The sequence below is a fragment of the Pseudarthrobacter sp. LT1 genome, assembly GCF_035621795.1.
Lineage (GTDB): Bacteria > Actinomycetota > Actinomycetes > Actinomycetales > Micrococcaceae > Arthrobacter.
The window spans coordinates 3,953,613-3,978,508 of the sequence record NZ_CP141830.1 but is presented as its reverse complement, the minus strand read 5'-3'; the positions used below and the strand labels follow the sequence as shown (position 1 = coordinate 3,978,508).

At 66.3% G+C, this 24,896-nt stretch carries 27 protein-coding genes; 16 read left to right on the top strand and 11 right to left on the bottom strand.

Features of this window, described 5'->3' with window-relative positions:
- Nucleotides 1-89: 89 nt before the first annotated feature.
- A complete protein-coding gene (gene lhgO / locus VIK36_RS18675; RefSeq protein ID WP_324643168.1) occupies nucleotides 90-1,292 on the bottom strand; it encodes an L-2-hydroxyglutarate oxidase in 1,203 nt (400 codons plus the stop codon).
- Nucleotides 1,293-1,340: 48 nt separating this feature from the next.
- Nucleotides 1,341-1,700, bottom strand: a complete 360-nt coding sequence (locus VIK36_RS18670; protein WP_255173317.1) for a YnfA family protein — start codon at nucleotides 1,698-1,700, stop codon at nucleotides 1,341-1,343.
- Nucleotides 1,701-1,754: 54 nt separating this feature from the next.
- Here VIK36_RS18670 and VIK36_RS18665 point away from each other — a divergent pair, with 54 nt between their 5' ends.
- From VIK36_RS18665 to VIK36_RS18655, 3 genes are all read left to right on the top strand, one after another.
- The gene (locus tag VIK36_RS18665) at nucleotides 1,755-2,801 is read left to right on the top strand and encodes an LLM class flavin-dependent oxidoreductase (protein ID WP_324643166.1); all 1,047 of its coding nucleotides are present in this window, start codon (nucleotides 1,755-1,757) and stop codon (nucleotides 2,799-2,801) included.
- Nucleotides 2,802-2,926: 125 nt separating this feature from the next.
- On the top strand, nucleotides 2,927-4,021 hold the full coding sequence (locus VIK36_RS18660) for a ferredoxin reductase (protein ID WP_324643164.1): 1,095 nt from the start codon (nucleotides 2,927-2,929) through the stop codon (nucleotides 4,019-4,021).
- A gap of 13 nt (nucleotides 4,022-4,034) precedes the next feature.
- The gene (locus VIK36_RS18655; RefSeq protein WP_255173314.1) at nucleotides 4,035-5,204 is read left to right on the top strand and encodes a fatty acid desaturase family protein; all 1,170 of its coding nucleotides are present in this window, start codon (nucleotides 4,035-4,037) and stop codon (nucleotides 5,202-5,204) included.
- A gap of 65 nt (nucleotides 5,205-5,269) precedes the next feature.
- On the opposite strand, the gene VIK36_RS18650 is transcribed toward VIK36_RS18655, so the two are convergent.
- Nucleotides 5,270-6,373, bottom strand: coding sequence for a cation diffusion facilitator family transporter (locus tag VIK36_RS18650; RefSeq protein WP_324643163.1), 1,104 nt, complete (start codon nucleotides 6,371-6,373; stop codon nucleotides 5,270-5,272).
- The gene (locus tag VIK36_RS18645; protein ID WP_224027077.1) at nucleotides 6,370-6,747 is read right to left on the bottom strand and encodes an ArsR/SmtB family transcription factor; all 378 of its coding nucleotides are present in this window, start codon (nucleotides 6,745-6,747) and stop codon (nucleotides 6,370-6,372) included. The genes VIK36_RS18650 and VIK36_RS18645 overlap by 4 nt, the downstream gene beginning before the upstream one ends.
- Nucleotides 6,748-6,903: 156 nt before the next feature.
- Here VIK36_RS18645 and VIK36_RS18640 point away from each other — a divergent pair, with 156 nt between their 5' ends.
- A complete protein-coding gene (locus VIK36_RS18640; protein ID WP_324643162.1) occupies nucleotides 6,904-7,740 on the top strand; it encodes an alpha/beta hydrolase in 837 nt (278 codons plus the stop codon).
- An 86-nt stretch (nucleotides 7,741-7,826) separates the two neighbouring features.
- Here the strand turns inward: VIK36_RS18640 and VIK36_RS18635 are convergent, their stop codons facing one another.
- Together VIK36_RS18635 and VIK36_RS18630 are read right to left on the bottom strand one after the other, a co-directional pair.
- Nucleotides 7,827-8,237: a response regulator transcription factor gene (locus tag VIK36_RS18635; protein WP_324643161.1), complete on the bottom strand. Its 411-nt coding sequence runs from the start codon at nucleotides 8,235-8,237 to the stop codon at nucleotides 7,827-7,829.
- 68 nt (nucleotides 8,238-8,305) lie between these two features.
- A complete protein-coding gene (locus VIK36_RS18630; RefSeq protein ID WP_324645316.1) occupies nucleotides 8,306-9,049 on the bottom strand; it encodes a GAF and ANTAR domain-containing protein in 744 nt (247 codons plus the stop codon).
- A 286-nt stretch (nucleotides 9,050-9,335) separates the two neighbouring features.
- On the opposite strand from VIK36_RS18630, the gene VIK36_RS18625 reads away from it, so the two are divergent.
- The 4 genes from VIK36_RS18625 to VIK36_RS18610 all read left to right on the top strand — a co-directional run bounded on the left by VIK36_RS18625 (nucleotide 9,336) and on the right by VIK36_RS18610 (nucleotide 13,859).
- A complete protein-coding gene (locus VIK36_RS18625) occupies nucleotides 9,336-9,929 on the top strand; it encodes an adenylate kinase (protein ID WP_324643160.1) in 594 nt (197 codons plus the stop codon).
- 44 nt (nucleotides 9,930-9,973) lie between these two features.
- The gene (locus VIK36_RS18620; RefSeq protein ID WP_324643159.1) at nucleotides 9,974-10,852 is read left to right on the top strand and encodes an NAD(P)-dependent oxidoreductase; all 879 of its coding nucleotides are present in this window, start codon (nucleotides 9,974-9,976) and stop codon (nucleotides 10,850-10,852) included.
- 196 nt (nucleotides 10,853-11,048) lie between these two features.
- Nucleotides 11,049-12,875, top strand: coding sequence for a S8 family serine peptidase (locus VIK36_RS18615; protein WP_324643158.1), 1,827 nt, complete (start codon nucleotides 11,049-11,051; stop codon nucleotides 12,873-12,875).
- Nucleotides 12,876-13,061: 186 nt separating this feature from the next.
- Complete coding sequence (locus VIK36_RS18610; protein ID WP_255173307.1) at nucleotides 13,062-13,859, top strand: phosphatase PAP2 family protein; 798 nt, start codon at nucleotides 13,062-13,064, stop codon at nucleotides 13,857-13,859.
- Nucleotides 13,860-13,949: 90 nt separating this feature from the next.
- On the opposite strand, the gene VIK36_RS18605 is transcribed toward VIK36_RS18610, so the two are convergent.
- The gene (locus VIK36_RS18605) at nucleotides 13,950-14,267 is read right to left on the bottom strand and encodes a MerR family transcriptional regulator (protein ID WP_324643157.1); all 318 of its coding nucleotides are present in this window, start codon (nucleotides 14,265-14,267) and stop codon (nucleotides 13,950-13,952) included.
- A gap of 142 nt (nucleotides 14,268-14,409) precedes the next feature.
- Between VIK36_RS18605 and VIK36_RS18600 the strand changes: the two genes are divergently transcribed.
- From VIK36_RS18600 to VIK36_RS18585, 4 genes are all read left to right on the top strand, one after another.
- Nucleotides 14,410-14,835: an Hsp20/alpha crystallin family protein gene (locus VIK36_RS18600; protein ID WP_255175662.1), complete on the top strand. Its 426-nt coding sequence runs from the start codon at nucleotides 14,410-14,412 to the stop codon at nucleotides 14,833-14,835.
- A 60-nt stretch (nucleotides 14,836-14,895) separates the two neighbouring features.
- Nucleotides 14,896-15,273 (top strand): J domain-containing protein, encoded by a 378-nt coding sequence (locus VIK36_RS18595; RefSeq protein ID WP_324643156.1) that lies wholly within the window; start codon nucleotides 14,896-14,898, stop codon nucleotides 15,271-15,273.
- 101 nt (nucleotides 15,274-15,374) lie between these two features.
- The gene (locus VIK36_RS18590; protein WP_224027071.1) at nucleotides 15,375-15,752 is read left to right on the top strand and encodes a hypothetical protein; all 378 of its coding nucleotides are present in this window, start codon (nucleotides 15,375-15,377) and stop codon (nucleotides 15,750-15,752) included.
- Nucleotides 15,753-15,849: 97 nt separating this feature from the next.
- Entirely contained in the window at nucleotides 15,850-17,484 is a 1,635-nt protein-coding gene (locus VIK36_RS18585; protein WP_324643154.1) for a glycoside hydrolase family 1 protein, read from the top strand.
- Between the two features lie 27 nt (nucleotides 17,485-17,511).
- Here VIK36_RS18585 and VIK36_RS18580 read toward each other — a convergent pair whose 3' ends face one another.
- Nucleotides 17,512-18,624, bottom strand: a complete 1,113-nt coding sequence (locus tag VIK36_RS18580; RefSeq protein WP_324643153.1) for an App1 family protein — start codon at nucleotides 18,622-18,624, stop codon at nucleotides 17,512-17,514.
- Between the two features lie 32 nt (nucleotides 18,625-18,656).
- Complete coding sequence (locus VIK36_RS18575; RefSeq protein ID WP_324643152.1) at nucleotides 18,657-19,388, bottom strand: DUF72 domain-containing protein; 732 nt, start codon at nucleotides 19,386-19,388, stop codon at nucleotides 18,657-18,659.
- A gap of 63 nt (nucleotides 19,389-19,451) precedes the next feature.
- Here VIK36_RS18575 and VIK36_RS18570 point away from each other — a divergent pair, with 63 nt between their 5' ends.
- The 3 genes from VIK36_RS18570 (at nucleotide 19,452) to VIK36_RS18560 (ending at nucleotide 22,377) form a co-directional block, all read left to right on the top strand.
- Nucleotides 19,452-21,260, top strand: a complete 1,809-nt coding sequence (locus VIK36_RS18570; RefSeq protein ID WP_324643151.1) for a glycoside hydrolase family 15 protein — start codon at nucleotides 19,452-19,454, stop codon at nucleotides 21,258-21,260.
- Nucleotides 21,261-21,373: 113 nt separating this feature from the next.
- The gene (locus VIK36_RS18565; protein WP_324643150.1) at nucleotides 21,374-21,664 is read left to right on the top strand and encodes a hypothetical protein; all 291 of its coding nucleotides are present in this window, start codon (nucleotides 21,374-21,376) and stop codon (nucleotides 21,662-21,664) included.
- Complete coding sequence (locus tag VIK36_RS18560; protein ID WP_324643149.1) at nucleotides 21,664-22,377, top strand: HAD family hydrolase; 714 nt, start codon at nucleotides 21,664-21,666, stop codon at nucleotides 22,375-22,377. The genes VIK36_RS18565 and VIK36_RS18560 overlap by 1 nt, the downstream gene beginning before the upstream one ends.
- A gap of 13 nt (nucleotides 22,378-22,390) precedes the next feature.
- Here the strand turns inward: VIK36_RS18560 and VIK36_RS18555 are convergent, their stop codons facing one another.
- Entirely contained in the window at nucleotides 22,391-22,639 is a 249-nt protein-coding gene (locus VIK36_RS18555; RefSeq protein ID WP_324643148.1) for a hypothetical protein, read from the bottom strand.
- Nucleotides 22,640-22,829: 190 nt separating this feature from the next.
- Here VIK36_RS18555 and VIK36_RS18550 point away from each other — a divergent pair, with 190 nt between their 5' ends.
- On the top strand, nucleotides 22,830-24,011 hold the full coding sequence (locus tag VIK36_RS18550; RefSeq protein ID WP_255173297.1) for a zinc-dependent alcohol dehydrogenase: 1,182 nt from the start codon (nucleotides 22,830-22,832) through the stop codon (nucleotides 24,009-24,011).
- A 72-nt stretch (nucleotides 24,012-24,083) separates the two neighbouring features.
- On the opposite strand, the gene VIK36_RS18545 is transcribed toward VIK36_RS18550, so the two are convergent.
- On the bottom strand, nucleotides 24,084-24,896 hold the full coding sequence (locus VIK36_RS18545) for a bifunctional allantoicase/(S)-ureidoglycine aminohydrolase (RefSeq protein WP_159630628.1): 813 nt from the start codon (nucleotides 24,894-24,896) through the stop codon (nucleotides 24,084-24,086).

Sequence of the window (24,896 nt, the reverse complement as noted above, 5' to 3'; positions counted from 1 at the left end):
GCGCGACGGCGGGACCGTTGGCCGGGGCGGCTGCTCACTGTTGATCACCGGGCCAGTTTAGCCGTGGCCGGTGCCTGCCTGCCTGCCGGTCAGGACGCGGGGTGCAGCACGGCTTTGCCGGCCAGGTGTTCCCCGATGGGCAGGGCAGCAGTTGCGGCCGGGGAGGGGGCGTTCAAGACATGGATCATCCTGTCCGTCTCCGCCAGCAGGAAATCGTGCAGGAGCGTTCCGTCCCGGCGCACAGCCTGGGCCCGGATGCCTGCCTCGTACGGCAGCAGGTCCGCCTTGGACAGGCCGGGGGCGTATTTGCGGCATTCCTGGAGGTAGCTGCCCTTGAACAGCGAGTTCCGGACTTCGCGCACTGCGGTGCGGGCATTGGACCTTGCCACGTGCCACAGCCCGGGAAAGCGCAGGTAGCGGCCCACGTCCTTGAGGTCCACGGAGTATTTGGGGTAGCCCTCCCGGGCCAGGCCCAGGACCGCATTGGGTCCCACGGTGATGCTGCCGTTGATGGTGGGAGTGAGGTGCACCCCCAGGAAGGGCAGTTCCGGATCCGGTACGGGGTAGATCAGGTGGGTCACATAGTCCCACTTGGATTCCGGGAGCTCGAAGTACTCCCCGCGGAAAGGAATGATCTGGACGTCGATCTTCATGCCGGCCATTTCCGCCACGCGGTCCGACTGCAGGCCAGCACATGCCACCAGGCGCCGGCACGAGTAGACGGCCTGGCCCGTGGCAACCTCCACGCGGTCAGAATGCTCCACGATCGAGCCCACGGTGGCTCCGGTGATGACCCGCCCCCCGGCATCGGAGATGAGGTCGGCCAGCTTCCGCGCCACTTCCCCGTAGTCCACGATGCCGGTGCTCGGAATGAACAGCGCGCCCAGGCCTGAAACATTGGGCTCGCGCCGGTTGAGTTCCGCCTGGTCGAGGCGCTCGCAGTCCAGCCCATGGACGGCCGCGCGTTCCTCCAGGCGGTCCAGCCGGCCCAGTTCCACGGCCGAGGTAGCCACCAGCAGCTTCCCCGGCTCGGCGAACCTGATCCCGTGCTCCCGGCAGAACTCCTTGGTTTGTTGCGCTCCGGCCTTGCTGAACCGGGCTTTGAGGCTGTCCGGGGCGTAGTAGATCCCGGAGTGGATGACGCCGCTGTTGTGCCCGGTCTGGTGCGAAGCCAGGGACCCCGCGGCCTCGAGCAGGACCAGGGAGGCTCCCGGTTGCCTCTGCAGCAGCTGGTAGGCCGTTGCAAGGCCCACGATGCCGCCGCCAATAACGCAGTAGTCCACCCGCTCCACAGGACCCGCCTTTCGTCGTGGCTAGATTTTAGCCACGTAACCGCTGCTTTAACCGCCGCTGCGGGGTGCAAACATGATCACGCCGACGCCCAACAGGCAGACCAGGGATCCGGCGACGTCCCACCGGTCCGGGCGGAAGCCGTCAAATGCCATGCCCCACGCCAGCGAGCCGGCAACGAACACTCCGCCGTAGGCCGCCAGGATCCGCCCGAAATGGGCGTCGGGCTGGAGCGTGGCCACGAAGCCATAGACGCCCAGCGCGATCACGCCGAGCCCCGCCCACCACCAGTCCCTGCCCTCGCGCACGGCCTGCCACACCAGCCAGGCGCCCCCGATTTCAGCGGCAGCGGCCAGTACGAACAGCACGATGGTCTTGAAAACAGCGACAGCTTCACCCGGAGTACCCACCCAGCCATCATCCCAGCCGGGAATGCAGCTGCCGCCAGCACAGTTGGGGGAGGTATGGAGCGCATCGGATTCCTTTCATTCGGCCACTGGGGTCCCGGCCAGGGTTCCCGGACCAGGACGGCGGCGGACGCCCTTCTCCAGGGCATCGAACTGGCGGTCGCCGCCGAAGAACTCGGAGTGGACGGGGCGTTCTTCCGTGTCCACCACTTCGCCCGGCAGCAGGCATCGCCCTTCCCCCTCCTGTCAGCCATCGCGGCCCGCACCAGCCGTATCGAGATTGGCACCGGCGTCATCGACATGCGCTATGAAAACCCGCTGTACATGGCAGAGGAAGCGGCCGCGGCAGACCTGATCAGCGGTGGCAGGCTGCAGCTTGGCATCAGCCGTGGTTCACCCGAGCCCGCCCTGCAGGGCGCGTCCGCGTTCGGCTACCGGCCGCAGCCGGGGGAGACCGATGCCGACATGGCGCGCCGCCACACCGACGCCTTCCGCAAAGCCATTACGGGCGCCGGGGTGGCCCAGGCCGATCCCCGCTATGCGGGCGGCGCCACGGGCCTCCTCCCGGTCCAGCCCCAGTCCCCGGGGCTGGCGGAACGGATCTGGTGGGGTGCCGGCAGCCGGAAGACCGCCATATGGGCCGCGGAACTCGGAATGAACCTGATGAGCTCCACCCTGCTCACGGAGGACACCGGGGTACCGTTCCATGAACTCCAGGCCGAGCAGATCCAACTGTTCAGGGACGCATGGGCGGCCGCAGGCCACCCCCATCAGCCAAGGGTTTCGGTCAGCCGCAGCGTCCTTCCCATCGTGGATGAGGAGGACAACTACTACTTCGCCGGAAGTGCGCTCCGGGACGGCCGCGACCAGGTAGGAGTCATCGACGGCCTCACGTCCCGTTTCGGCAAGAGCTACGTGGGAGCGCCGGACCTCCTGGCGGAGCAGCTCGCCGCCGATACCGCGGTGCAGGCAGCGGATACCCTGCTGCTGACCGTCCCCAACCAGCTGGGCGTGGACTTCAACGCCAAGCTCCTGGGCACCATCGCAAAATACGTGGCCCCTGCCCTGGGATGGAGCCGGAAGGACGCTGGGAACCTTTTGTGAGACCCAACCGTTACTCTTAAGAGTGCGGCGTGGAGGCTTCGCGCCCACCAACTAGCGTGTGACTGCGGAACGGTCATATGACGGAGAGAGAGAAATATGGCTCGCACCGCTCTAGGCTTACCCGTATGATCCGGCTACGACAGCTGGCCCAGGCGGCCTCAGTGCTCACTACCCCTTTGGCGCCCGAAGATATCCTGGCGCTGTTCAACCCTGTCTACTCGGCCCGGCAGTTGCGCGGCGTGGTCACCCGGGTGGTCCAGGAGACCGCCCAGTCGGCCACGATCTTCTTCCGCCCCGGCCGTGGCTGGAAGGCGCACCTGGCAGGCCAGTGGGCCCGCATCGGCGTCGAACTCGACGGCGTCCGCCACTGGCGCTCCTACTCCCTCAGCGCTCCCGCCGGCAAGGACCCGGCCATCACCGTCACCGATGTCGGTGCCGTGTCCGGCACGCTGGTGCGCACCACGAAGCCCGGGGACGTGCTGTTCCTGGCCCCGCCCCAGGGCGATTTTGTGCTCCCTGAACACCCGCGTCCCCTGCTCATGATCACCGCGGGCAGCGGCATCACCCCGGTGATGTCCATGATCCGTACCCTCGTTCCCCGCCGCCCGGATGCCGACGTCGTCCTGGTCCACTCGGCCCGCACCCCGGGTGACAGCCTGTTCCGCGAGGAACTGGCCGAGCTTGCGGACCAATTCCCCAACTTCCGGCTGGCGCACTGGTACACCGGCGAGCAGGGCCGTCTGGACTTCTCCAGCACCAAGGAACTGGACGCGATCTGCCCCGACTGGAAGGAACGGGCAGCCTACGCCTGCGGTCCGGACAGTTTCCTGGACGACGCCGAGGCACTCTGGAAGCGGGCACTGACCGCCAAGGGTCCCGGATCCGACGTCGCCGTGGCCGGCGACCCCGGCAACCTGATGATTGAGCGCTTCAACACCACCTTCAACGCCGGCGTAGGGCACGACGGCGGCCTGGTCACCTTCGAAGCCTCCGACCGCGAGGTGCAGGCCGACGGCGACACCCCCATCCTGGACGTTGGCGAGGACGCCGGGGTGCTGATGCCGAGCGGCTGCCGCATGGGCATCTGCCACAGCTGCCTCACACCGCTGCTCGCAGGGCAGGTCCGGGACCTGCGTACCGGGGAAATCCATGGCGAACCCGGCCAACTGATCCAAACGTGTGTCTCGGCAGCCGCCGGACCCGTCAACCTCGAAATCTGAGGAGCACCACGGAATGTCTGTAATCACACCTACCAAGGTCACCCCCGCGGGAAGCTCGAGAACGCGCCCCGGGAAGCTCGCCGAATCGGGCAGCCCCACCGTCCGGCCGCCGGCCGCCGCGCACCTCAGCGACGAGCAGGTAGCGGAGCTGGGCCGCGAGCTCGACGCCATCCGTGATGAGATCCTGGGCAAGCGCGGCGCGGAAGACGCCGCCTACATCCGCCGCATGATCAAGATCCAGCGCGGCCTGGAACTTTCCGGCCGCGCGGCCCTGCTGGTGGGAAAGAACAAAGCCGCCTGGGTCACGGGCACTACGCTGCTGAGCCTGGCCAAGATCCTGGAAAACATGGAACTGGGCCACAACATCCTGCACGGCCAGTGGGACTGGATGCGCGATCCGGATATCCACTCCACCACGTGGGAATGGGACTTTGTCACCCCGTCGCGGTCCTGGCAGCACACGCACAACGACCTGCACCACCGCTGGACCAATGTTGTCGGCAAGGACAACGACGTCGGATACAACCTCCTCCGGATGGACGAAAACCAGCCGTGGAAGCCCATCAACCTGGCCAACCCGCTGTTCAACGCCATCCTGGCTCCGGTCTTCGAATGGGGCATTGCAATCTACGACCTCGAGCTGACCGAGTACAAGGAAGGCACCAAGTCCAAGGAGGCCCTGCTCAAGGACCTCAAGGCCCTGGGCAAGAAGGTTGTCACCCAGTTCACCAAGGACTACGCCGCCACCCCCGCCCTGGCCATGCTGACCGGCTCCGCCAAGCAGGCCCTGTTCGGCACCATCGCAGCAAACGCCATCCGCAACGTCTGGGCCCACGCGGTCATCTTCTGCGGCCATTTCCCCGAAGGAACGGACACCTTCACGGAGGAAATGGTGGACGGCGAGACCCGCGGCGACTGGTACGTGCGCCAGATGATCGGGTCCGCCAACATCTCAGGCTCCAAGTTCATGCACTTGATGACCGGCAACCTCTCCCACCAGATTGAGCACCACCTCTTCCCGGACCTGCCCTCCAACCGGTACGCAGAGGTGGCACCCAGGGTCCGCGAGATCTGCCAGCGCTACGGCCTGAAGTACACCACGGGGCCGCTGCTGAAGCAGGTAGGTTCCTCGTGGGCCAAGGTCTTCAAGCTGGCCCTGCCTGGAAAGGCTGCCCGGGCCTAGGCCCGGAATTCCCACAATGCAGAAGTGACCCGGCCTCGGCCGGGTCACTTCTGCGTTAAGGCCTTTCAGCGGCGGGCGGCGGTGGCGGGGGCCAGCAGCATGTGGTCCAGCTTGGGCAGTGCCTGCCGAAGCCGGTGGTCGGCGCGGTCAAGGACCTCCTCAGCCTGCGATAACTCCGTGTCTGCCAGTTCTATGCGTGCCGAGCCCTGCAGCCGGTGGCCCGACCACCGCAGCTGCAGGTGCTGGACGCCGAGGACGCCCGGCGTCCCCTCCAGCGCGGACTGGGCACGCGACACCAGCTCCGGTTCGATGCCATCCATAAGCCGCCGTCCGATACTCCGAACGGTGCCCCACAGCAGCACCATGATGGCTGCGGAGATGATCAGCCCAACGATCGGGTCCGCCAGCGGAAAACCGAGCATGACGCCGACGGCGCCGATCACCACGGCCAGCGAGGTGAAACCGTCCGTCCGGGCGTGCACACCGTCCGCCACCAGCGCGGCGGAACCGATCCTGCGGCCCACCCGGATGCGGTAGATCGCCACGGCTTCGTTTCCTGCAAAGCCGATCAGGCCTGCGGCCATCACCCAGCCCAGGTTCTGCAGCGGCTGGGGATGGATCAGCCGGTCCACTGACTGCCAGCCGGCAACGACGGCGGAAAGGGCCACCACGGCCACGATGAACAGGCCTGCCAGGTCCTCCGCCCTGCCGTAGCCGTAGGTGTACCGGCGGTTGGCGGCCCTGCGCCCCAGGATGAAGGCAACCCACAGGGGTACCGCGGTCAGGGCGTCGGAAAAGTTGTGGATGGTGTCCGCCAGGAGCGCCACCGAGCTGCTGAACAGGACCACCAGGAACTGCAGAATGGTAGTGGCCAGCAGGACGAACATGCTGATCTTCAGCGCGCGGATGCCCTCGCTGCTGGCCTCCATGGCGTCGTCAATGGAATCGGCGGCATCGTGCGTGTGCGGAACGAACAGTTCGAACAGCCAGCCCTTGAAACCGGAGTGGTGATGGTGGCCGTGCCCGCCGTGGTCGTGGTCGTGGTGCTGCTCATGACCGTGGTCGTGCGAGTGGTCGTGGTGGTGCTCATGACCGTGGTCGTGCCCGCCGTGCCCCTCCGCATGGGCGTGGCTGTGAGTATGCGTTGACTCTTGGTGCGGCCCGCTCATGAGGCACTCCTTTGCGCAGAATGGTTGGTGATGCGGTGGTGTGCGGGCTCTCCGCCAAGGGCGTGTTCGGCCTGGAAAATCGCATCCGCCACCAGCTGCCGTGCATGCTCGTTTTCCAGCCGGTAGAGCACACGCGTCCCGTCCTGCCGCGTGGACACCATCCGGGCCAGGCGCATTTTCGCCAGGTGCTGGGACACGGCGGCGGGTGACTTGCCCACAACGTCCGCCAGGGCGCCCACCGCCATCTCGCCGTCCCGGAGCGCCAAAATAATCCGCACCCTGGTGGCGTCGGCCAGCATGGCGAAGACCTCCACCGCCAACTCCACGTATTGGCTGTCCGCGCCCAGCGAGCAAGCATTCTTATCTGCATTCATGCGCATATATTGCCACAGCTGCCGTCGCAACGCACTCGGCACGTCCCCCGTCGCCGCAAAACACTCCTCGGCCGGAGCCTGCCGCCCTAGAGTGGGAGATGCGCGGCACGGCACTCTGCCTGCCGCCTGGTCAGTCTCGAAAGGAATTCATCCCCGATGGCTTTAATCACCGTTGGTACTGAGAACAGCACTGATATCGAGCTCTACTACGAGGACCACGGCTCGGGACAGCCCGTGGTGCTGATCCATGGCTACCCCCTGGACGGGTCATCCTGGGAAAAGCAGACCGCTGCCCTGCTGGGTGCCGGCTACCGGGTCATCACCTATGACCGCCGCGGTTTCGGCAAATCCAGCAAGCCCGCCGAGGGCTACGACTACGACACCTTCGCGGCGGACCTCAACACCCTGCTGACCACCCTGGACCTGAACGACGTGGTGCTGGTGGGCTTCTCCATGGGCACCGGCGAAGTCGGCCGCTACCTGGGCACCTACGGCTCCGCACGCGTGTCCCGGGCAGCGTTCCTCGGATCCCTGGAGCCCTACCTGCTCAAGACCGACGACAATCCCGACGGCGTCCCCCAGGAGGTGTTCGACGGCCTCCTGGAAGCAGTCACGGCCGACCGCTACGCCTTCTTCACCGAATTCTTCAAGAATTTCTACAACTCCGACACCTTCCTGGGCACACCCCGCCTGAGCCAGGAAGTCATGAATGCGGGCTGGAACCTTGCCACCGGGTCCGGTGCAACGGCCTCCGTTGCCGCCCAGCCCACCTGGCTCACGGACTTCCGCCAGGACATCCCCAGGATCGATGTCCCGGCCCTGATCGTGCACGGCACCGCGGACAACATCCTGCCCATCGACTCCACCGGCCGCCTGTTCGCCAAAGCGTTGCCCAGCGCCGAGTACGTGGAGATCGAGGGTGCCCCGCACGGCCTGCTGTGGACGCACGCCGCAGAGGTCAACGAGGCCCTGCTGAACTTCCTTTCGAAGTAGCACAAGTGCGCGTCCGACGGCGGCACGGGCCGTCGTCGGACGAGCCCACGCTGCCGGGAGTTGCGGCTCACTTCCCGGCGGACAGATCAGCAGTGGGATTTGCCCGGTACCTGTGGCTCCTGTGCTGGAGCCGCCGCCGGGCACAACTGCCCGGCAAGGGCCTTCAGTTCGTTCGGATGGAAAGGTTTGGTGAGGTAGCCCGCAGCCCCTGACGCCATGCCGGCCAGCACGTCGTCTTCTTCCGAGCGGGCTGTCAGGAAGAGCAAGGGCGCGGTGGTGAGGGCGCGGATGGCGCGGGCCACCACGTGCCCGTCCATATCGGGAAGCCCAAGGTCCAGGGTGACCAGGGCGATGGCGGGATCAGCCGCTGCGGCGATGGCCTCCGCCCCTGTTCCCACCGCGGTGACCTTGAACCCCGCGCGGGACAGGACCACTGAGATCAGGCCCCGGATGTCGTCGTCATCCTCCACGACAAGGCAAACACGCTGCTGTTCCATTTGAGCCCCCCGGCGAAAAGTTGGCACCAGTCTACTGGTGGCGGAACGCGTTGGGGCAGACCGCCGCCCTAGCCGTCGTAATGCGTACGGGCAGGTCCCTGGCCCAGGGCGTTCACCACGGCGGCAGCCACCTCGTGCAGCTTGGTGTTGCGGGTGCTCGACGCGGTCTTCAGGATCGCAAAAGCATCCTCCTGGCTGCACCTGTTCTGGGCCATGATGATGCCCACCGCCATATCGATGACCGTTCGGGACTCCAACGTGGCACGGAGGTTCGCCGCCGTTTCGCTGTAATGCGCAAAACGCACTGCAAGGCGGAGTGCCAGCGAGGTTTGGCTGACGAAATCTTCGGCGAATTCGAGCACGCGGCCTTCGAAGCGGTGGGCGCGGCCGGAGTACAGCAGCAGCGCTGCCTTGGTTTCGCCTTCAAGCCGGAAGGGAAGAGCCGCAACCGACCTGACTCCCTGTGCCACAACTGCCGTGGAGTATTCCGGCCAGCGGCTGTCCCCTTCGAGGTCCGGAGCGTGGACAGTCTCCTGGACGGTGAATGCCGTGAGGCTGGGGGTCTCGGTGAAGCTGTGCTCAAGACGTCCGATGGACTTTGCTTGCTGGCTGCTGCTGGCTACGGTGGCGGTTTTCCGCTGCCGGAGCAGGGTGATGGCGCATAGCATCTCATCGCCTGGCTCCGAGAGGTTGCGCGCGGACACCTGTGCCAGTTCATTGAGGAAGTCCTCAACATCGGAGCTGTTGAGGACCAATTCATGCAGGTGCTCGGTGATGGATGTATCGGTTTTTGCTGTTGACTCGCCGGCCACGGTTTTCTGGTGCCATTCGTTCAGGTCAAAACGAGCCTGCAACACACAAGCACCCCGCAACGGGGAGGGGAGCCGGTGATGGTCGCTGGATCGACGAACTTTCCAACGGCCTGCTGCTAAACCGATAACCAGAGTATATACATCCCGGGCGGGGCGAAGCCCATATGCTCCGGGCCGCAACAGCGCTTGCTGGCGCCGGGCAAGGACCAACCGGCACAATGAAGCGGGAGCCGGTGCTGCCTCTGCCGGCCCGTTGACTGTGGTCCCGCCGCGGAAGGACAGGAACGTGACCAGGCTTCTCATCATCGGCCCACCGGGCTCCGGCAAGGGGACCCAGGCCGAACAACTGGCACGCCACTTCCAGGTCCCTGCAGTATCCACCGGCGACATTTTCCGGAGCAACGTCAGCCGGAAGACAGACCTGGGGAACCAGGCTGCGCAGTACCTGGACGGCGGCCACTTCGTACCGGACCACCTCACCAACGCACTGGTCAAAGACCGGCTCCTTGAAGGCGATGCGAGACGCGGGTTCCTGCTGGACGGCTACCCCCGCACGGCTCCGCAGGCAACGGAACTGGATGCCATGCTCGCGGCCCAGGGCCATGCGCTGGACGCCGTCATCGAACTGCAGGCGCCGGACGCCGAACTGGAGGAACGGATGCAGCGCCGCGCTGCCGAACAGGGCCGCACGGATGACACCATCGATGTCTTCCGGCGCCGGCTGGACCTCTACCACCGGCAGACCCATGAAGTAGTCTCGGTGTACGCGGGCCGGGGCATCCTGGTGTCCGTTAACGGCAGCGGCGACCAAGGCGGGATCACCGCAGTGGCAATCGCCGCCGTCGAACAGTTCCTCGCAGCCCCGCGGCACCCGTCCTGACCGAACACCGCACGGTGAACGCACTCCAACAGAAGGAAACACTGATGAGAATTGCCGTTACAGGCGGAAACGGAAAACTGGGGCGGCACGTGGTGCGCCGGCTCACCGACGACGGCCACCAGGTCCTCACCCTGGACCGCGCAGGCGAGCGCAGCCCGGGGCTCCTGGTGGTGGACCTGCGCAACTACGGGCAGGTAGTGGACGCGCTGCTGGGGGTTGATGACCGGCATGACGGGTTCGACGCCGTGGTGCACCTGGGAGCCATTCCCGCCCCGGGCATCCTTCCGGACGCGGCCACGTTCGAGAACAACATGCTGTCCACTTACAACGTCTTCCAGGCCGCGCGGCGCGCCGGCATCAAGAAGGTGGTGTACGCGTCCAGCGAGACCGTGCTGGGGCTGCCGTTCGACGTCGACCCGCCCTACATCCCGGTGGACGAGGAATACCCGCCGCGGCCGGAAAGCACCTACTCCCTGGTGAAGACGCTGGAGGAGCAGATGGCCGTGGAGATGACGCGGTGGGACCCGGAGTTGAGCATCACGGGCCTGCGGTTCTCCAACGTGATGGACGAGGCCGACTACGAAAAGTTCCCCTCCTTCGATGGGGACGCGACGCTGCGGAAGTGGAACCTGTGGGGCTACATCGACGGCAGGGACGGCGCCCAGGCCGTGGCGCGGGCGCTGGAGAACGCCAAGCCAGGATTCGAGGCCTTCATCATCGCCAATGCCGATACCGTCATGAGCCGGTCAAGCGCCGGTCTCGCAGCTGAGGTGTTCCCGGGCGTCAAGGTCACCAAGGAACTGGGCGAGCACGAAACGATGCTTTCCATCGACAAGGCGCGGCGGCTGCTGGGCTTCGAGCCCGAGCACAGCTGGCGGAACCATGCAGCAGCCGGCTCCGGCGCTGGAGGAGGCCAAGGCTAAAGCCGGGCCTGCAGTAACAGGTCCGCAGGAAACGCCAAAGGTTGGCACAGGATCATCCAGGGAGCCGGAAGCCGTGCGCTTCCGGCTCCTATCCTTTTGGTACAGCCATCCTTTACCTGTTCCCGGGCAGATTCCGCGACCCGGGGCGGGCCCGCTCCGCCACCACAAGGACCCCAAAATTCGTAGCCCCCTCTTCGTGCTGCCTGCCCTCACGGCGCTGCTTTCCACCGCCGCCCTTTCCACGGCGGCCCTTCCCGCTGCCGCTGCTCCTGTCGCGGCTGCTGTCGCTGTCCAGCCCGCCGCCGCCGCAACCGGCCGCTACATCGTCCAGTACGCCCCCTCTGCAGACGTCACCGCCGAGGCGGCCGGACTGCGCGGCCAGGGCCTCGCCGTCGGCCGCACTTTTGAGCACGCAATCCATGGTGCCGTTGTCACCGCAACTCCCGCCCAGGCAGCAGCCCTTGCCAGGTCGGGGAAGGTGCTGTCCGTGGAACCGGACGCCCCCGTCAAGCTTTCCGGAACCGAGCAGCCGGCCCCCTGGGGCCTGGACCGTGCCGACCAGCGGGCACTGCCGCTCTCCGGCAGCTACTCGTGGACCGGGTCCGGCGCCGGTGTGACGGCCTACGTGGTGGACACCGGCATCCTGGCCTCGCACACCGACTTTGGCGGCCGCGTGGCGGCGGGCTGGACCGCCGTGGCGGACGGCAACGGCACCACAGACTGCAACGGCCACGGCACCCACGTGGCCGGAACTGTGGCCGGGTCCATGTACGGCGTCGCCAAGAGCGCCACCCTGGTGCCGGTCAGGGTGCTGGACTGCAGCGGGTCGGGCTACAACTCGGACGTGGTGGCCGGCCTGGACTGGATCGCCGCAAACCATGCCGCCGGAACACCGGCCGTGGCCAACCTCAGCCTCGGCGGAGCGGCCAGCAGCACGGTGGACAACGCCGTCCAGGCCGTCCTGGCTGACGGCGTCACTACTGTGGTGGCCGCAGGCAACTCCGCTGTGGACGCCTGCACAGGCTCACCTGCCCGCGTCCCCGGGGCCGTCACCGTGGCGGCCAGCGATTCCACCGACAAGCAGGCATCGTTCTCCAACTTTGGGTCCTGCGTCGACCTGTATGCTCCCGGCGTCGGCATCACCTCCGACTACTACACCTCCACCACGGCCACGGCCTCCATGTCCGGAACGTCCATGGCGGCTCCGCATACCGCCGGCGCCGCAGCCCTGCTGCTCTCGCAGAACCCTGCCCTGGCACCGGCCGACGTAGCCGCGGCACTGGCAGCCAATGCCACGGCCGGCGTGGTCACCGGTGCCACCGCGGGGACCCCGAACCGCCTGCTGTTTACGGGCGCGGACGCCGCGGCTCCTGCCACGGCTCCTGCCCCGACCATCACCTCGGTTTCGCCGGCCGCCAAGGCCACTGCTGTGGCCGCGGGCACGAATGTGGCGGCCACGTTCAGCGCCGCCGTCCAGGGCGTGTCCGCCACGACCTTCGTGCTCAAAAACGCCGCAGGGGCCAGCATCGCCGCCACCGTCACATACAACGCAACCACCAGGACCGCCACCCTTGACCCGGCCGCAAATCTCGCCGCGGACACCACCTACACGGCCACCCTGGCCGGCGGAACCTCTGCCATCCGGGACGCCGCAGGCACACCACTGGCCACCACCAGCTGGAGTTTCACTACCGGCCCGGCGCCCACCCTCACCAGCTACACCCCGGGCAGCAACGCGCTCCTGGTCCGCAGGAACAGCAACGTCAGCGCCACCTTCAGCGAAGCCGTCCAGGGCACCGGCACCACCACCTTCACGCTGAAGAACGCTTCAACCGGCGCCTTGGTGGCAGCCTCCGTCTACCGCAACGGCACCACCAACCAGTGGATTCTCGATCCCCAGGAACCCCTGGCCGCCAAGGCCCGGTATACGGTGACCCTGGTTGGAGGGGCCTCCGGTATCCGCGACCTCGCCGGCAACACGCTGGCCAGCCGGAGCTGGCAGTTCACCACCGGGTCGTATTAGTCGCCCGGGTCGGCCTGCCGCCAGCCATGGCCGCCGCCCTGGTGCCCTTCCTGGCCGGGGCCGGCGCCATGGCCAGCGACCCGGTGATGGAGTGGATGGCCTTTCATGGGGATAATCTTCAGCCTAGGCATTCAACAACACGCGTGTATGGCGTGCATTCAACAGGGCGCAGGGACGGGCAGCACATTGGCACAGAAATCAGCAGGTTCCGCAGTCACCGAGAGAAACTCCGGCAGGTGGCACACCTTCCATGAGAAGTTCGTGGTGGAGGAGCGCTACATCGACCCTGCCGACCGGCGGCGCCTTTACCGTGCATCGGTCATCCTGGCCGTGGTGGGGCTGGCACTCTTTATCGCCACGCTGGTCAGCGTGGTGCAGGCCGGCGGCCTTACCGTTGCAGACCAGCCGGTGCACGACTGGCTGCTGACAACCCGCTCAGCGGCACTTACCGCCTTCATGATCTTCCTGGCCGTGTTCTTCGGCCCCATCGCCCTGCCCATCATCGTGCTGGTGGTGATCCTCGTCTGGGGCTTCGCGGCCAAACACGCCTGGCGCCCCATCCTGCTGGCGTCCGCGATGCTGACCGGCGTGATCATCTCCCAGATCATCCTGCACATCGTCCAGCGCTCGCGGCCTCCCGTGGACCAAATGCTGTTCGGTGCGGACCAGACCTTCTCCTACCCGTCCGGGCACGTCCTGGGAGCCTGCGACTTCCTGTTGGTGGGCGCCTACCTGATCTTCTCCCGACGCCGGAACCCGCGGTCAGCGGTCTTCGGTTTCATCGGGGCCGGGATCGGAATCATCCTCGCCATCGCCAGCCGCCTCTATCTGGGCTACCACTGGCCCACCGACACCCTTGCATCGTTTTCACTGTCGTTGCTCATCCTGGGCGGAGTCATCGCGCTGGACACCTGGCGGACTGCGCGAATCCCGGGGGAGCCGGTCACGGGAGAGCTGTCGAAGGAAGATTCCGCCCGGGAGTAACGCCCTCCCCGGCAGGCTAATTCATTGCGGCTGATTCACTGCACCTGCTTGATTCCGGTTGCGTCACCCGGTCCATTCACGCAGGCTGCTTCACTGCGGCCGCGATTTGGCGCGCTTCAGGGCCCTGTGCAGTTTCACGTTCGCCGCCTCCAGCTCCAGGACCTTGGCAACGCCTGCCAGGTTCAGCCCCTCCTCGAGGAGCTCGCCGATCCGCTGCAGTACGGCGATGTCGTCATCGCTGTACTGCCGGGTGCCGCCTGCCGTCCTCGACGGGGTCAGCAGCCCCTTGGTTTCGTACAGCCTGATGTTCTGCTGCCCGGTTCCCGTGAGCTCTGCGGCCACCGAGATGGCGTACAGCGCCCGTGAGCCGGCGGAGCGCGCATGCCGTCCCGCGTCAGGTTCTGCCATGTGTACTCCCAAAAATCGCTGCGGCCCGTGTCTTGCTTCAGTTTCCCACGAGTGCTATAAAAAATCTATATCCACCACCATAGATTCGGTGATGGTGGAGCAGACGCGGATCAACACTTGGAAGCCGAAGGAGTGGGAAATGATGTTGATGCGTACTGACCCGTTCCGTGAGCTGGACCGGCTCACGCAGCAGGTCTTTGGGACCGCCGCCCGTCCGGCAGCCATGCCCATGGATGCCTGGCAGGAGGACGGCGAATTCGTGGTGGCGTTCGACCTTCCCGGCGTGAAGGTGGATTCGCTGGACCTGAACGTCGAGCGGAACGTCCTGACGGTGCGGGCCGAGCGCCAGGACCCCACGCAGCCCAATGTGGAGCTGGTGGCCTCTGAGCGCCCCCGCGGCGTGTTCAGCCGCCAACTGATCCTGGGCGACACCCTGGACACCGACAAGATCAAGGCCAGCTACGACCAGGGCGTCCTGACCCTGCGGATACCGGTTGCTGAACGGGCCAAGCCGCGCAGGATCGAAATCCAGACCGGGCAGGGCGGGATGCAGCAGATCAACACGTAGGGTGTTCCTTCGCGTGCCCCTGCCGGCCCGGCAGGGGCACCGGCGGAGAAGGAGGCCGGCATGAACGACATTCCCGATTACTACACCATCCTCGGCGTGGGCCGGGATGCCACCCGGCAGGAAATCTCCCATGCGTACCGGGCCCTCATGCGCAGCCACCATCCGGACATGGACGGCGCGCAGGCGGACGGGAACAACCAGGCAAGGGGGAGCCAGCCGGCGGTGGCGGGCACCCCCGGGCAGCGTGACGAGCTCCTGGGGATCATGCAGGCGTTCAACGTGCTGCGTGACCCCGGACGCCGGGCCGATTACGACCGGCGGCTGGCGGCAGGGGCGCCCACCGTCGTCCCGGTCCGGAAAGTCCGCAGCACCGGCGGCCCGTCCGGGCCTGCCATCCGTGTCACGCCGGTGCGGTGGGAAAGCGGGCCCTGGGCCTGAAAGCGGGCCCTGAGCCTGAAAGCGGGCCAGGTCCTGAATCCGGCCCTGAACCAGGAAACCAACCAACGCAGTGCCATTTATCCAAGGAGGCGGAAAGCTGCATGAGCGACTGGCGGCGCTACGATTCACACCTCATTCCCGCATTCCATGAGCGCTTTGAGCAGCGCTGGGGTCCGGGGACCGCGCCCTTCCTTGACCCCGAGGCGCACGAACAGCCGCTGCCGCGCGCGCAGTGGATCAATCCGGCCACCGGGGCAGCCTTGGCGGTGGTCCCGGTCTGGACGGCCGACGAGAGGCAGCAGCGTTCATTCGGCGTGTTCTACCTGCCCCCGGCCGGGGACATCTGGGTCCTGCGGCCCGGGTACACCGGCTACCTGGAACCGTCGGACGGCGATTCGGAGCACCTGGTGACCCTGCGCAATGACGCCTTCCGCAAGGCCGTGGCGCACGCCAAGGAGTTCCTTTTCGGCTCACAGTAGCCGCCGGTGCCCGCGCGGAGTTGCTGCTCGTCAGTCGTCCTCCGCTGTGACATTCTGGGACGTACCCAAACCACCGTGACCAAAAGGCTGGACCCCAATGCACATCACCGCCAAGGACCTCGCAGCACTCATCCCCCCGGGGTTCACCCTTGGCGTCGCAACCGCAGCATTCCAGATTGAAGGGGCGCTGGAAGAGGATGGCCGCGGGCCCTCGGGCTGGGACAGGTTCGCGGCCAGGCCCGGCGCCATCGTGGAGGACCACAGCCCCGTGGTGGCCACGGACCATTACCACCGGATGCCGCAGGACGTGGCCCTTCTGAAGCAGTTGGGTGTCGATTCCTACCGGTTCTCCTTCTCCTGGCCGCGCATCCAGCCCGGCGGGACCGGCCCTGCCAACCGGGCAGGGCTGGCGTTTTATGACCGGCTCCTCGATGAGCTCCTGGCCAACGGGATCTCGCCCATGGCCACCATCTACCACTGGGACACGCCCCTGGAACTGGATGAAGCAGGCGGCTGGATGAACCGGGACACCGCCTACCGGCTGGGGGAGTACGCAGCCATCGTGGCTGAGGCGTTCGGGGACCGGGTGGCCCGCTGGGTCACCATCAACGAACCGGCAACCGTGAGCGCGAATGGCTACGCATTCGGCCTGCACTCACCCGGCAAGGAGCTTGCCCTGGGCGCCTTCCCCACCGTCCACCACCAGCTGCTGGGCCACGGGCTCGCCGTCCAGGCCCTGCGCGCTGCCAAGGTGCCTGGCGAAATCGGGATGACCAACGTCTACTCGCCCATGGTGCCGAACTCGATCAACCCGCTGGACAAGATCAGCGCCGGGGCCATGGACCTGGGCCAGAACCGGCTCTACGCGGACCCGGTCCTGACGGGCAAATACCCCGACCTGATCCGCGCCGCGAAGTTCTTCAGCTCCTTCGACCACCCCGAAGATGACATGGAGATCATTTCCCAACCCCTGGACTTCTACGGGCTTAACTACTACATGCCCACCAAGGTGGCGGCGGGACCCGGCGGCGGCACGGTCCCGTCAAGCATGGCGGAAGCCATGGGCAGCGACCTCAACGCCACGGGCAGCGGCGCAACGCCATTCCACGTGGAAGCCTGGCCGGAAGCGGACATCACCGCCTACGGGTGGCCGGTCAAGCCGGAGTACATGGCCGTGGCACTGAAGGAGATGGCCGAGCGGTACCCCAACCTGCCTCCCGTGATCATCACCGAAGGCGGTGCCAGCTTCGAGGACATCATCGTCCGGGACAAGTCCACCAACACCCGGTTCATCCCGGATGAGCGGCGGCTGAAGTACATCTCCGACCACCTTGAAACCGCACTGCGCGCCACGGCGCCCGGCGGAGTGGCGGAGTCCGTTGACCTGCGTGGCTACTACGTGTGGTCCTTCCTGGACAACTTCGAGTGGTCCGCCGGCTACAAGCAGCCCTTTGGCCTGCTGCACGTGGACTTCGAAACACTGGACCGCACGCCCAAGGCATCCTACTTCTGGTACCAGGAGCTCATCGAGGAACGTGACCTGGCTGCCGCTGCCGACGCCACGATCGCCCAGGCAGTGGTTCCGGATCTGCTGGGCCGCGGGGATTCGCTGGACAATGGGGATTCGCTGGACAATGGGGATTTGCTGGACAGCGGGGATTTGCTCGACAGCGGGGAGCTGTTGGGCAATGAAGCGCCCGACGACGGCGCACCCCTGGGTGCCGGCGCGTAGGACGCAACGGGGCCGGCACCGGAATGGTCAGCCCCGGAGCAGGTCCAGCAAGGCGAGCTGCTTGGCGATGCCGGCGCCGTCCGGGGAGTAGATCCACGGCACCCGGGAGGTGGTGTGGTCGCCGTCCTCGGAGTGGCCGCCGGCGAAGACCGATTCGCTGACGGACAGCTGCCGGATGGCGATGGCCGCAACCTTTTCCGGGTTCCCCGCGGCGAAGGCGGAGTAGATGGCCTCATCATGCTGGCCGTTGTCGCCGATCAGGAGCCACCGCATGTCCGGGAATTCCTCGGCGAGCCGCTCCAGGTTGCGGTGCTTGTGGTCCTGGCCGCTGCGGAACCAGCGGTCCTGGGTAAGGCCCCAGTCCGTCAACAGCAGCGCGCCCTTGGGGTACATGTTGCGGGTCAGGAAGCGCCCCAGCGTAGGGGCGGCGTTCCAGGGGCCGGTGGACAGGTAGATGACAGGAGCTTCAGGGTGCTCAATGGTCAGCCGGTCCAGCAGCACGGCCATTCCCGGCGTGGCCATGCGCGCCCGTTCGCTGAGCACGAAGGTGTTCCACAGTGCCAGGAACGGCCGCGGCAGGGCGGTCACCATGACGGTGTCGTCGATGTCGGAGACGATGCCGAATTGCACGCCGGGCGCGATGACCTGGATCAGTGCTTCCGCCGGCTCGGTTCCCTCCGCGCGCAGGACTGCCGTGTGCCAGCCAGGAGACAGCTGGACATCCACCTCGGTGTCGATGAGTCCGCCCCGGTCCGCCGTAACGTGGGTGACGACGTCACCGATGGTGATTTCGACGTCGGTAAACTGCAGCGGCACCCCCGTGAAGGCGCGCCAGCCCCGGATGTTCTGGTTCCCGTTTTTCGCTTCGTGCTCGGCTTTGCTCCCCGGCAGCGGCTTCTGGGTCAGCAGCACGCGCCCCAGTACCCGTACCCGGGTGGTGGAACCGTAGCCCTGGTAGGCGATGGTCTGCGGCACGAAGTCCCACCGTTTGGCGAGGGTGATCCGGACATCGTTGACCGCATCAGAGAGCCGGTGCGCCAGCCGGAAGAACTGGTTTCCCGACAGCGCGTACTGGCCTTTTTTGTTCTGCCGCGGTGCGTGTGCCGCGTCCTGGGCTGGGTTCTGCGGAGCCATGTCCATGCCCTAACTCTGCCACAGGGCGGCAGCAGGCATCAGCTGACGCCCAGGAAAGCCCGCAGGGTCTCGGCGTTCCGCACAGCGTTCCCGCCGCCGTCGTTGTTGAAGTAGGCGTACACGTCGATGCCCGCGCCGTCCCACTCGCGGATGCGGTCTGCCCACCAGTGCATGTCTGCGTCCGAGTAGGAGCCGCCATACAGGTGTTCGTGGTCCGGACCGTGAAGCCGGACGTAGGCGAACGGCGCCGTGGTCCGCAGGATGCACGGGAGGTTGGCGCCGCTCATGATGCAGTAGGCCGCCTGGTGCCGCTCCAGCAGGGTGAACACTTCGGGGCAGTCCCAACTGGGGTGCCTGAACTCCACGGCCACCCTGACCCAGGAGGGGAGGGCAGCCAGGAAATAGTCCAGCCGGGCGTCGTCGCGCTCCAGCTGCGGCGGCAGCTGGACCAGGAGCACGGCCCGTTTGTCCCCCAGCTCATGCCAGCACCTGGTGATGCGTTCAATCCACACTTCCGGTGAATAGAGCTTGCGTGCATGGGTCAGCCCGCGGGGTGCCTTGACGGACATGCTGAATCCGGGCGGGAGGCGCCTGTTCCAGCCTGCGAAGGTGGTGTCCCGGGGCCACCGGTAGAAGCTGGCGTTCAGTTCAACCGTGCTGAACCTGGCGACGTAGCACTGGAGCCTGTCCCGGACGGGCAACCCGGGCGGGTACAGGACGTTTTCCCAGTGGTCGTAGCTCCAGCCGGAGGTGCCGATATGGATTGCCATTTGCCTCAGGCTACACCTGCACATTGCCCTTCCCTTCGGAGCCCTGTGTGGCAGGGTAATGTTATGGCGCGAATCGAAGACTATGCGGTAGTTGGCGACCTTCAAACAGGGGCGCTGGTCAGCAAGGAAGGCTCGATTGACTGGCTCTGCCTCCCGCGGTTCGATTCCCCGGCGTGCTTCAACGCGCTGCTGGATACCCCTGACTCGGGTCGCTGGCTGCTGGCGCCGGAGGGCGGCGGAGCGTGCACCCGGCGGAGCTACCGCGACGGCAGCCTGGTGCTGGATACGGAGTGGGAGACGCCGGACGGAACGGTGCGGGTCACGGACTTCATGCCGCCCAGGGATTCGGTTGCTGACATTGTCCGCATCGTGGAGGGCATCAGCGGCACCGTCAAGATGCGCGGGGAGTTGGTCCTGAGGTTCGACTACGGCCACATCGTGCCGTGGGTCCGCAAGGACAAGCGCGGGCTGCACGCCATTGCCGGCCCGGACGCCGTCTACCTGGTCACCCCTGCGCCCCTGCACGGCGAGAACATGCACACCGTCAGCGATTTCACCGTGAGCGCCGGCGAGAAGGTGCCGTTCGTGCTGACCTGGGCACCAAGCCACGTGGGACGGCCGGTCAGCGTTGATGCCGAGGACGTCCTTGAGAGCACCTACGCATTCTGGCGGGGCTGGTCCTCGCAGTGCACCGTCAAGGGGAAGTACCAGGACGCGGTGGTCCGCTCCCTGGTGACGCTCAAGGCGCTCACCTATGCCCCCACCGGGGGAATCGTCGCCGCCGTCACCACATCCCTTCCGGAGCAGCCGGGCGGCCAGCGGAACTGGGATTACCGCTACTGCTGGCTGCGGGATGCCGCCATGACCTTGCAGGCCCTGCTGGCCGCCGGATACACCGCCGAGGCGGCCGCCTGGCGGGACTGGCTGCTCCGGGCCGTGGCCGGCGACCCCGCCGACCTGCAGATCATGTACGGAATCCATGGCGAGCGGCGGCTGCCCGAGATGGAGCTGCCCTGGCTGAAGGGCTACGAGAACTCGGCGCCCGTCCGGATCGGAAACGCGGCGGCGGAGCAGTTCCAGCTGGACGTGTGGGGCGAGGTCCTTGACTGCCTCGCGCTGACCCGGAACTCGCTGCTGAAGCACACTGATGAGGCCTGGGACGTGCAGATTGCCCTGATGGAGCACCTGGAAACCATCTGGGACCAGCCGGACAACGGGCTCTGGGAGATGCGCGGGCCGCGCCGGCATTTCACCCACTCCAAGGTGATGGCGTGGGTGGCCGCGGACCGGATGGTGAAGGGCGTGCGGGAGTCCGGGCTGCCGGGGCCGGTGGAGCGCTGGGAGGCGCTGCGGGAGCAGATCCGCGGGGACATCATGGCCAACGGTTTCGATGCCAGGCGCAATACTTTTGTGCAGTCCTACGGCCGGCCGGAGCTCGATGCCAGCCTGCTGCTGATTCCCAGGGTGGGTTTCCTGCCGAACGACGACCCCAAGGTCATAGGAACCATCGACGCCATTCGGCGGGAGCTGACCCAGGACGGTTTTGTGCTGCGATACAAGCCGGAAGAGAGCGACGACGGCCTGCCGGGCGACGAGGGCGTCTTCCTGGCGTGCTCATTCTGGATGGTGGAGGCGCTCCTGGGAGCCGGGCGCCATGAGGAATCGCGCGAACTCTTCGAACGCCTGCTGGAACTGCGCAACGACGTGGGGCTGCTGAGCGAGGAATGGGCGGTGAAAGCCGGGCGCCAACTGGGCAACACACCGCAGGCATTCAGCCACTTCGCCCTTGTGACTAGCGCCCTGGAGCTTCATCAGGATACGGTTCGGCGCAGTGACACCCCCCTTCCGTCTGCACAGGCGGATACGCGCTGAGGCGGCGCGGACGGGGCTGGAACTTCTCCTTCGCAGGATAGATAAGTATACTTACTAACACCTCATGGAGTGCTCCCAAGCACAGTGCCGTGATTGACGGAGGAGTGATAGTTATGGCCGGATTTTTTGAACTCGTGGATGCCCCTGACGGCGGTTACCGGATCAGGATGATGGACGGAAGCGGGAACCTGATGGCCATCTCGGTTACCTTCCCCACCAAGCGGGCCGCTGTGGCAGGCGTTGCGATGGCCCGGGAAATTGCCGGTACGGGCCTGATCCGGGACAAGAGCCTGGACGGCGCCGGGTCCGTTATCCGTGAACGCGTCCGGCCCGTCAGTTCTCCCAAGGAGGAAGCGGCCAAACTGAAAAAGGCCCCCGGCGCCCGACGGGCAGCGGTGAGCTGATGGCCGAATCCACCACACCCCCTGGCACCCCCCGCCGGGGGGTCCTGTTTGACGTCGACGGAACGCTGATCGACTCGTCGTACATCCATACCATCGCCTGGTGGGGTGCCTTCCGCCAGTATGGCCACGACGTCCCCATGGCGGCCATCCACCAGCTCGTGGGCATGGGCGGCGCCCGGCTAGTGGACACCCTCCTCCCCGACGGCCGGAACCAGGACGAGGATGAGGACATCATGGCCAGCCATGGCGCACTGTATGCCTCGCACTGGCCCTCCCTCCGCGCCTTTGATGGCGCCAAGGACCTGCTGGGCCAGTGCCATGCCGGAGGCGTGGCCGTGGCCCTGGCTTCCTCGGCGCGGGAACGGGACCTGCAGGTTATGCGCTCCGTGCTGGAGGCAGACGCCTTCATTGACGCCGCCACCAGCGCCAATGACGCGAAGGAGAGCAAGCCTGCGCCGGACATCCTGGAAGCCGCCCTGGGAGCCGTGGGCGTCGAGGCTGCCAACGCTGTTTACGTCGGTGACGCTGTATGGGACATGAAGGCAGCGGGCGCGCTGGGCATTCCCGCCATCGGGCTTACCTGTGGTGGAATCCATGCGGCACAACTCCGGGAAGCGGGCGCCGTTGAGGTCTATGACGGGCCGCGCCACCTGCTGCAGAACCTGGGCTCAAGCGCCATCGGCCGGCTGCTTGCGTTGCAGCCGCACCGCTAGGAAGCCGCCCAGGTTACAGTGGCTGGCCACCCGGCACGGAATCCTCGTCGCCGGCGATGGCAGGCTTTGTCCACGACACCACCACCTTCACCGAGCCGTCGTCGTCCCGCTCGATGTCCGTGGCCACCTCTGTGGCCGGCGCCCCCATTTCCCGGACGCGCGTCCGGTAGGTGCTGACCAGTTCCGCCAGGCTTTCTTCCGTCCATTCACCCGGACGCATGCGGGTGGAGATCTCGACCGGTTCCGGCTGGTACAGCGACATGGCGTTCCTCTTTCGCGTGGTCTTCCGTTTGTCTCTCCCTACGCTATGAGCAGTCGACGGCGCCCACAAGCTTTTGATCAGCATGCTTACTTTTTTCGCCCAAAACAGATAGCGTCGAAGAAAGGGTGCCCGCGGGTGCCCTGCCCCGCCCCGGGAGAACCCCCGGGGCAAAGAAGACGAAAGGGAGACTGTGAAAGCACTGACGTGGCAAGGAAAGCGGTCGGTAAGCGTTGAAGAAGTGCCCGATCCCGTCATCCAGGAGCCCACGGACGCGATCGTCCGTATCACCTCCACCGCGATCTGCGGTTCCGACCTGCACCTCTACGAGGTCCTGGGCCCCTACATGCACAAAGGCGACGTCATTGGCCACGAGCCGATGGGCATCGTGGAGGAAGTAGGCAGTGGCGTTACCAACCTCCGCAAGGGCGACCGCGTGGTGGTTCCGTTCAATATTTCCTGCGGCTCCTGCTTCATGTGCCGCCAGGGCCTGCAGTCGCAGTGTGAAACCACGCAGGTGAAAGAGAAGGGCTCCGGCGCAGCCCTGTTCGGCTTCTCAGAGCTGTATGGGTCGGTCCCCGGCGGCCAGGCCGAATACCTGCGCGTCCCGCACGCCGACTATGGCCCCATCAAGGTGGGCAGCGAGCTTCCCGATGAACGCTACCTGTTCCTCTCGGACATCCTCCCCACCGCCTGGCAGGGGGTGGAGTACGCCAATGTTGAACCCGGCGGCGTCCTGACGGTTTTCGGGCTCGGTCCGGTGGGCCAGTTCGCGGCACGGATCGGAGCGCACCGTGGTTACCGGGTCATCGGCGTCGATCCCGTTCCGGAACGGCGCGAGATGGCCGCCCGGCATGGAGTCGAAACCCTCGATTACGCCAAGGGCGTCGCCGACGAACTGCGGGAGATGACCGATGGGAGGGGTCCGAACGGCATAGTTGACGCCGTCGGAATGGAAGCGCACGGTTCGCCGGTGGCAGGGTTTGCGCACCAGGCGCTGGGGCTCCTGCCGGACAAGCTGGCGCAAAAGGCGATGGAGACTGCGGGTGTGGACCGGCTCGCGGTGCTGCATACCGCCATTGATGCGGTACGCCGCGGCGGCACCCTGTCGCTGAGCGGTGTCTACGGCGGCCAGGCCAGCCCCATGCCGCTGCTGACCATGTTCGACAAGCAGCTTCAGCTGCGCATGGGTCAATGCAACGTACGGCACTGGACCGACCAGCTGCTTCCCTTGGTGGAGGACGACGCCGACCCGCTGGGCGTGATGGACCTGGTCACCCACCGCTCGGGCCTGGACGGTGCGCCTGCCCTCTACGAGAAGTTCCAGAAGAAGGAAGACGGCTGCATCAAGGTGGTCCTCAACCCGGGCGCCTGACCAACAGCAGTTAAAGCAGAGGCCGTGATGGGTACCATCACGGCCTCTGCTTTTGCCCGAAGGGTGAAGCTCCTAGGTCAGCTTCACCTGGCGGTTCATGTCCTTGTACAGCAGGTAGCGGAACTCACCGGGGCCGCCGGCGTAGCAGGCCTGCGGGCAGAAGGCGCGCAGCCACATGAAGTCGCCCGCCTCCACCTCCACCCAGTCGTTGTTCAGCAGGTACATGGCCTTGCCCTCCAGGACGTACAGGCCGTGTTCCATCACGTGGGTTTCCGGGAACGGGATCACGCCGCCGGGCTGGAACGTCACGATGTTCACCTGCATGTCATGGGCGAGGTCGTTCGAGTCCGTGAACCGCGTGGTCTTCCAGACGTCATTGGTGTCCGGCATGGACGTGGGCTCCACGTCCTTTTCGTTGGTGACGAAGGACTTGGCCTCGTACCCTTCAAGGCGCTCGTAGGCCTTGCGGATCCAGTGGAAGGACACGACCTCGTCAGAGACGTTTTCCAGGCCCCATTCCGAACCCGCGGCCAGGTAGGCGTAGCCGCCCTCCTCCAGCGGGTGCAGTTCGCCGTCCAGGGTGAGGTTGACCTTGCCCCGCGTCACGAAAATGACGCCCTCCACTCCGGCCTCGAATTCGGCCTTGGGAGCCCCGCCGCCCGGGCCGATCTCAACGATCAGCTGGGAGAAGGTGGTGGCGAAGCCGGAGATGGGGCGGGCGATGATCCAGGACCGGGTGTTCGAAAAGCCTGGCAGGTTGGACGTGACGATGTCCGTCATCACGCCCTTCGGGATCACCGTGTAGGCCTCGGTGACGATGGCGCGCTCGGTGGTCAGGTGGGTCTGCGGCGGGAGTCCGCCGCTGGGGGAGTAGTACTTGCCCAT